We start from the raw sequence: 8,717 nt of genomic DNA, 5'->3' as shown, positions 1-8,717 counted from the left end.
CATATAATACCGTAATAAAACAGAGAAATCAACCCTTTTTTACACTTTTTTTAGGTTTTTTTAATAAATTTTTCATTGGTTTATTCAATGCTTTTTGAATAATGAATGTAAGCGCAATCATTTAGAAAATGATATATAAATAGTTGATTTTCTTTTTAAAAGGTCATTTTTTTACATATCTGAATCTATCTCAAATAAGATTGTATACAATGATATAGTGCTCAGGATATAAGAAAACACACCTATGAAGGTGTGTTCTATACTTTATGCCTTTTAATTTTCTTTATAGCCTTACCAACAGTATATCCTGTACATAAGATAATAACCGCAATACAGATTGCGACAATATACTCATTGATCTTAATTGCATCACCATTGAGCTTAGCACCATCAAGTGCATCAGAAATACGATGTCCTCGCACAACTAAACGATGTGTATTGATTCCATAGGGTGTACATGTAAATAATGTACATAAATCTTTTCCTTCTTCTATTTCAAATAAACTATAGTCATCCGGTTCTATAGTTGCGATATGGTCTACTTTATATGTTAATACACGGTCATAGACATGAAGATAGAAGATATCCCCTTTTACTAGTTCATCTAGTTCTGTAAAGAGTTTGGCACTTGGAAGACCTCTATGGCTAGATAAGACACAATGTGTGGATTTGCCTCCAACAGGTAAGCTAGACCCTTCTAGATGTCCTACACCTACCTGTAGGACAGAATCATTCACTGTATGATGAATAGAGAGTTTACAGCTAATCTTCGGAATAACAATATAACCCATCATTCCTAAACCATCCGCATCCAATAAGCTATTGTATGTAGCTGATTGTTCCTCTGTAGGAGTAAAACGTGCATCATTTAATACCAAGGTCTTATTGTAAGCAACAGCCGCATCTATTGCTGCCTGTTTTTGTTTTTGTGTCATCTTCTTCATTTTATCAGAATAGTTTGCAACTACTTTAGACTGATATAATGAATTCCAACACTCACTTACTGTTGGATAAAGTAATAAGGAGAGTCCTGTAATAAAAATGAGTACTGCGATAATTGTAGATATATGTTTTCTCATTTTTACAATCTCTCCTTTAATAACTAATAGGGAATGAAGATCATTCCCTAAATAATATATTTATATAATTAGTTAGTTCCTTCTTTTCTCTTAGAGAATAATACTATACCAGAAGCTAAAACTAAAATAGAACCTACAACATAGATTAATGTTGTACCCATACCACCGGTACTAGGTAATAATGATCCTTTGTTGTTCTGAACTTCTACTTGTGTAACTACTTCATCCTTCACCTTGATGATAGGCTGACCAGTTTTATCATCACCCTCAACGACAATCTTAATAGGTTCTTTTAATAAGTTATATCCATCAGGCGCTTTTGTTTCCTTAAGGTAATATGTGCCTGATTTTAAACCTTGAATTTTGATCATACCATCTGTTGATGATTCTAATTGAACGATTCCACTTGTTGAATTATAACGATAATTACTTTCTCCTCTGGTGAATTTTAAAGCATTTGTTTCAGTGGGAATCTGTTCTGTTGCTAGAATGAACTTTGCACCTGCAAGAGCTACTTTATTTCCAGCGTTTTTAGTGTATTTGAATACTGGAATGCCCCATGTATAAGTATTTGTTTCAGATTCATCAGTTGTTGAATGATCACCATATGTCAAATGTGCCTTATTGGGCATTGCAGTGTTAATTGGTGCATCATCTTTTACTTGAGCTCCATACGTAAAAGTGATTTCATTTAAACTTCCTGAATCAATATCTTTTCTGTACTTCTCATAAAATTGATTAGTAAATTCAACTTCAAAGTACATCCATGTGTAGTATTCGTTTTTACAACAAAATCCTGTGTTTGATTTAAACCTGGATTGTCTTTCTTAGGATTTTCTTCATCCCTTAACATTGCATGAGCATCTTGAACACCAAGAAATTGTAAATGTCTATCCATTACATCATGTAAAACATAATTCTTCGCATTAGGCTTTACGAAGATAGTTACTTTAAAAGCTACAACATCTCCGATATTTACAGAATTCTTTTTACCATCATCAGTTACATTTCCACTTACATCAGTGCCACGAACAATCTCTTTGTTGATTGTTGGTGCATCATGTTTATCTTTAATAGTAGCATTTGGATTTGTAGTACCAAGGCTGCAAGCCGTACCAACACTTGATTCTACCAAATAATAACCTAAAGATAAACCCTTAAATGTAACTGTAATATCAGTATCTTTGCCCTCTGAAGCTGTTGCAGTAGCTGTGGCATCTATCTTATTTTTCTTTGCATAATCCATTGCTTTAAATGCAAATTCACGTCTTCCTGTCTCATTGTTTTTATCTGATTTAAAAGTAACATAGTAATCGTTATTTATATCTAAATAATCAGTAGCACTATTAACAAATCCATCCCACTTATCACCAGTTTTCACATATGAATAAGCCCCTATACTATCATTATAACTTTCAAGTGATAAGATTTTATAAACTTTATATGTTTCTCCTGCTTTCGCATTTGTTACTGTAATAGTACCTGTTGTTGGTTTTGCTGGTACTTTTGCAGGTTTTTCTACTGCATTAACACCAGTAGCCATTGAAATGATCATCACAAAAGTGCAGACAATGGCTAAAATTCTCTTCATTAATTTCATTTCCCTATCTCCTCTTCTTTTTCCTTAACGCGATTTTTATATATGATCAACAGAACTATAAAACTAGCAACTACCATTACTAGTCCTAATTGTCTGTAAACCAGGGTTAATCTGCTACCTGCAGAAGGCAGCATCTTTGTACGGAGACTATTAGTCACTATGACTTCATCTCCTGCTACTGCCTTATTTGTAGAATTACCCTTTACTTTATAATCTACAACATATGGCAGTTTATTCACTTTTACTTCTTGAGAAGTATCAGTGATTGGATTGCCTTCATCATCTAATTCAAATACATAATATGTATTTTTTAAATTAAGATTGATGAATTTTGTGGTCTTCTCTTCTGTTTCACCTGTACTATAAGTAATTGTTTTTACTTGTAGTGGTGAACCAGTCCCTTCTGAATTGTCATATAGTCCAAATGTATATGTTCCACTCACTGGTTTATGAGAAGTACCCGCTGCATTATTAATAAATGCTTTCTTAACTACTATACCTTTCTGAGAGTTATAAATAGTTAAGTTAAAATCTGTAGATGAGTATGCGACTTTGTATTTCTTATTTGATTGTTTTTCAAAATAAGCAATACATTGTTTTACATAGTCTGTATAATCATCTCTATTCTCTTTATCTACGCAGATAATATAGTAAGAACTATCGTCCTTCATATATCCATCCGGTGTATTTCTTTCTTTTACTTCATAGATTGTATTGTATGAAGTTATAAATGGCGCTTTTACAGTAAATACTCCATTTTCTGTTTGACCACTTGTTGTCTTTTGAGTACGTTGAATAGTATCTCCTTTTAATTGACATTCATATATATCAAATGTGACCCCACTCATTGAATTCGCATTATTCTGATCAATCTTCTTAATGGAAAGTTCAGGGTTTTCTGTACTTGTAGTACTTCCACCTGCATTTAAATTGTATTTAAAGTCAGGTATGACATCATTTTTACCACCATCACTACCATATGACTTCCAATAGACCTTATTAGATACTGTGGATGTTGTATCTGGTGGAATGTTGATGGTGACTGTATAAGTAATAATGATTTTCTTTTCATTAGGAATTGAGATTTCTAAAGTATTTGTTTCTGGATTAAATGCTTTTTCTATTTGTACAGAATTTCCTGCATCATCCTTAGCCTCAATACTTGTGATATCTAATTCTAAGTTATCTCCTAACTCATCCACTAATGTCAGCTTATTACCATCATTAGATGGTAACTTCTGAGAGAGTGTATTGGCAGTAATTGTATACTTGATTGTTTGTCCATTAAATGTTTCAGGATGGCTTTTATCTAGGCTGTTCTTCTCAAGTGCTGCAGTAGAACTTGAAGTTGCAAGTTGTTCTTCTCCATCTTCATCTTGAAGTGTGACATGATTCGCAAAGGTTTTAGATTGTCCACCTAGCAAGACTTTAGAATCAGTTACACGACAGACAACCTGTACATCGATAGAACAATCATCTCTTGTATGTTTATTCTCAAATTCACCTAGTTTAATAAGAGCTTTATTTGTAGTCTTATTATAGTAATAGGTTGTACTTTGACTTTGTCCGTTGTCATTCGTTGCTGTATTGGAATACGGCTTCCAATCACTATCTAAATCATTCATTGTCTTGGACACAACAGAGCTTGCTTGATTACCATGCCACTTGATACGTATATAACCAAGCTCCATGCCTTCTGGAATATCTTCTAATACACGGTAGTCTCCTTTTAAGTCACCTGCATAATTGACTTTAAAGACCCAAGAGGCATATATACCATTACCTGTTGTCTGGTTTAGTATATTTGTCGCAATTTTACTAGTACTGTCATCAGTACCAGATTTAAGTATTTTAGCTTCTTTTCCATCATAACTAAATGTAAAATTGAACTCCTTCAACAAATCTCCTCCACCATGAAGAGATTGAGTCGCATCATTTCGTTTATTAAATGAAGTATCTGTCGTATCTTTTAATAACACTTCATTCTTGTAATCAAATGTTGTACGATTGACTGTTGGAATCTTGGAAGGTTCTGTTTTCACAATAATATAGATATTTTCTTGATTTTCTAAGTTGAAAGTTTGTTTTGCAGTAAGTGTTAATTCACTCTTGTTGTTTCCACTAAAGTTCTTACTGTTTGTATATTCCTGATCAAATAGTTCTCTTTTATCTTTTAAGCCTTTATTTGAGTCTAAGAACTCTTGATAGTTCTTACATGCAACTACCTGTGTTGCAAGCTTTCCTTGATAGATACCTACAACAGAATCAGAATGCAAATAAGAATCAGTGATGTTGTTTTCTTTTACTACTGCATCTCTAATTTGAGTTCCTTCTCTAATAGCTGATCCATTGACTTCAATAACCCAATAGAATGCACCATTTTCCCAAGTAGTCGCATTTTCTACTGGTCTTTCATAATACCAGGCACTCTTATTTACATTCAGGTTATAGAAACCATTGACCTGTGTTGTTTGAGAGGCTGATTTATTATTGAATTTAAAGGTTTGATCACCTTTTACTACATCTCCATTTAATGTGAATGTATTAGTCACTTTAATCTGACCAATTTCACTTAAATCTTTCGTTTGTGCATAGTATTCAAAGCGATAACCATAACTGTTTGACCAGCCAAGCTCAGAGAGCATTAATTCAAATGATTTCTGTTTGTCTATCTTCACCCATTTAGATTCTTTATCTTTATAGGTATTAGAACTTTCATCGTATTCATAAGCTGTAATCTTTACATAACCAACATAATGCATGATATCTGAACTTAATGTATCTTTTAATGTTGCATGAGTGATATCAAATTGATTCTGTGATTTATTTAGATTAACAGTATACTTATAGCTTCCTTGTGGAACTACAAAACTATTGACTGAAGAATCTTTTTCATAACCATTATTCTTCTTTACATAGACTTCTGAATTCATCTGGATTGTTTGCTCATTTGAAGTAAGATTACTATCTTTGATCTTTTGAATCCATGTATAGTCATTCAGAGTAAGTTTTGCAATTGTTCGATCCAACATACCTGCAACTTTCTTTGCGTTATCTGCATCATTCGCATATATATTTTGGATTAATACTTGTCCTGCCTGCATTGCCGCATAGACTTCTGGTTTAATCTTGAGTTTATAAGTCACATAATATGAATCACCTGGATAAATAGTAATAGGATGATCATCTGTGCCACTTAACTTAAAGCGATTTGGATTACCATCATATGTATCTTTGTAGTTCGTACCATTTGTTTCCCATTGAACCTTATATAAAGAAGAATCAATAATCGTATCTGTGCTTCCCACAATTTGATGTAACTCTATAGAATCCTGCATATAAGAGATATAAGGTAACATCTTATTATCGTTCGCAAATCCACTATAGTTTAAATAATCAAAGAATGCATAATTCTTTAAAGTATAATTACTATTCGCATTTAAAGTGAAGTTTAATCTATATTGAACGATATAGTTCCCATCTTGATCCTTTGTATACTGTTTACCATTCATAGAAAAGATGTTTTTCGTCATACCATAGTTAATTGATGGAGTGAATGTTTTTTCAGAAGATCCCTTTAAGTATGTTTCATTATCTTTTTTATTAAGCACTGATGCTTTATTAGTAATATCCTTATTTCTGATATCTTGTTTATCAGTAAGTTTGACGTAGTAAGTCAATGTTCTTGTTTCATTAGGAGCGAGTTTATCTATTGACCAGACAATACTTCCCGGCTTGTTAATCTTAGTGCTATCAGTTACAGACTCAGGTATTTCTTTATCAGAATTAGGCTGATTCGTTAAATAAATCTGACCTGCTATATCTGTATTTCTTGTTTCATATGGCTTTTGTCCATCTTCTGTAGTACCTAGTTCTGTAGGTGTATGAGAGATATCCCCTGCATAAGTAACTAGGTTTTTATAAGTTCTAAACTTATCGACCACATAGATATTTTGACTGCCATCGGGACCTGCTGATACAGTGAGTGTATATTTGATATAATCACTGTTTGGATCTTTTGTATAAGACTTTTCTACTTTGACCTCACTGTACTTTTCTAAGTAGTGAGGACCATATTCCAATTTAATGCTTCCATTAGGAAATGTAGCTTGTATAGAACCATTTTCTTTATCTAATGTACTCAAATCTACTTCTCCTTCTAGGAAGAAGTTCCCAGAAAGAGTTGCATGTTCACCTAGACTCTCTAAGAATTCTTTTGTATATGTGACAATAGCCTGTCCATTTTCTACATGAATTTTCCCAATTACTTTATTATTATCATCAATAATCGGTCTTTCTGCTGTACTTGTAGAACGGAAGAATTCAGGAAGATCATATGCAAAAGATCCTCCATATTGACTGTTTAGTATAGCAGCATGGATATTCTTGAATTCTACTTTAAGTTTAAGATATTTGGTATCAGGTGTAATAGTACCATTTTCTATACCATCGCTATTCTTATCTGTAGATACCTTTACAGATGCTATATTGTTTTTCTGTAAGACATAGACGGGATGAGTAGACTCATCAATAGTAAGAAGTTGTAACGTTTCCTCGTCATCTAAATCAGATGATTGTGAATACGAAACATATGTGTAATTCTCTAAATTATGTGTTTCAGCCCCAGCATAAGTTGTCAATACAAAGGCGGCACATAAGACAAAGACACATAATAAAGCATGTGTTAAGCGTTTATATTTTTTCTTATAGGCATTTAAATTTCTTGCATGTTTAAAATATTGAACAACTTTCATACGCTAAAGGCGCCTCCTTTCTATTGAACTATTCTAAATTTATTGAGTGGCCAAATGCTAAAAACTACGACTCCTTCTATTTCATCTTCTGAGATATCTCCAATGAGTGAACTTCTTGAATCAACAGAGACTTCTCTTTCATCCCCTATGCAAAACCAATGAGACTGGTATACTTGATGAGGTAAGCTAATATCACATTTGCCTAAAGACAATTCTCCTACATAATCTTCTTTGATTCTTTTTTGATCAACTAATACCTTTCCATTGAGATCAATATCAACATATTGCCCCTGACCTGCAATCACACGCTTTACAAATAATTTATTCTTCTTTCTATAAGCAACTATATCTCCTTGCTGGACTTTCTTCTTTTTTAAAACAATCACAATCTGTCCGGCATCAATAGTTGGTGACATAGCAGAACTCTGGATTCTAAGTACAGATATCCATTGTGTCGCTATTAAGAAAGAGAGTGCTATTACAACAATTAGAACAATGATCTTATGTAATTTCTTTGATTGTTTTTTAGACTTTTCTTTTTCTATATGAATTGACTCAGTTTTATCCATAATTTCATTCCAATCTCATTTAATTGCAACATTTATGTTAACCTACTTTAATAATAGTTAAATCCGAAACAGTGGGCTTAATGTAACATTTTTTAATATATGTTTCAAGAAATATGAAGCAAAAAATACGATTTTTTTGCGTATTTTTATTGTAAAGTATTTAAAAGTGTGGTATGTAACAAGTTTACGATGTTTGTTTTATTGTTTTGGATTTTAAAATCATATTTTCGTTGGATTATTCGATATTTTTTTGATTTTAAAAGAAGATTAGATGTTACATTTTTAAGAAATGTGTATCAAATATTATGTGTGTATATATATTTGTACAATAGGGTAGACGAGAAAAAGTGTCAATTCTAGGAAAAATCACTAATTCTGCGCCTCCCGTTGCACCGTACGTACGGGTCTCGTATACGGCGCTACATTCACATGATAATTACAGACTAACTTAGATAGTAGATAAGAGGATTGACCAAACCTGGTCTATCCTTTTTCTTAATTGCTAGAATCTTGGGGCTAAGTAGAAAGTTTACTACATGGCCACTGGCCTGTCTGTATAGACCTAGTCTAGTGTTTGCTACCGAGAAAATTTCTTCATCTGAAAAGTGATAAGAGAACTTCTTGTTCAGTTTCTGAAGATTAATATAAATTCTTCTAGGTCTCTTCCATTGTTTAAGAATGATAACTCTGATTTTATGGCGAAGCCATTGACCAA

Annotated in this window: 5 protein-coding genes; all 5 read right to left on the bottom strand. The window is 32.6% G+C overall.

Features of this window, described 5'->3' with window-relative positions; translation table 11 throughout:
- Positions 1-257: 257 nt before the first annotated feature.
- Positions 258-1,079 (bottom strand): class C sortase, encoded by an 822-nt coding sequence (locus ACT8VG_RS04690; RefSeq protein WP_444195300.1) that lies wholly within the window; start codon positions 1,077-1,079, stop codon positions 258-260.
- Between the two features lie 68 nt (positions 1,080-1,147).
- A complete protein-coding gene (locus ACT8VG_RS04685) occupies positions 1,148-1,843 on the bottom strand; it encodes a SpaH/EbpB family LPXTG-anchored major pilin (RefSeq protein ID WP_444195299.1) in 696 nt (231 codons plus the stop codon).
- Positions 1,771-2,679, bottom strand: a complete 909-nt coding sequence (locus tag ACT8VG_RS04680; protein ID WP_444195298.1) for a hypothetical protein — start codon at positions 2,677-2,679, stop codon at positions 1,771-1,773. Before ACT8VG_RS04680 ends, ACT8VG_RS04685 begins: the two co-directional genes overlap by 73 nt.
- The gene (locus ACT8VG_RS04675) at positions 2,676-7,433 is read right to left on the bottom strand and encodes an isopeptide-forming domain-containing fimbrial protein (protein ID WP_444195297.1); all 4,758 of its coding nucleotides are present in this window, start codon (positions 7,431-7,433) and stop codon (positions 2,676-2,678) included. Before ACT8VG_RS04675 ends, ACT8VG_RS04680 begins: the two co-directional genes overlap by 4 nt.
- A 20-nt stretch (positions 7,434-7,453) precedes the next feature.
- On the bottom strand, positions 7,454-8,002 hold the full coding sequence (gene lepB / locus ACT8VG_RS04670; protein WP_444195296.1) for a signal peptidase I: 549 nt from the start codon (positions 8,000-8,002) through the stop codon (positions 7,454-7,456).
- Positions 8,003-8,717 lie beyond the last annotated feature (715 nt).

Source organism: Catenibacterium sp. (genome assembly GCF_052354645.1).
Lineage (GTDB): Bacteria > Bacillota_I > Bacilli_A > Erysipelotrichales > Coprobacillaceae > Catenibacterium > Catenibacterium mitsuoka_A.
This window is presented reverse-complemented; position numbering and strand designations above follow the sequence as displayed.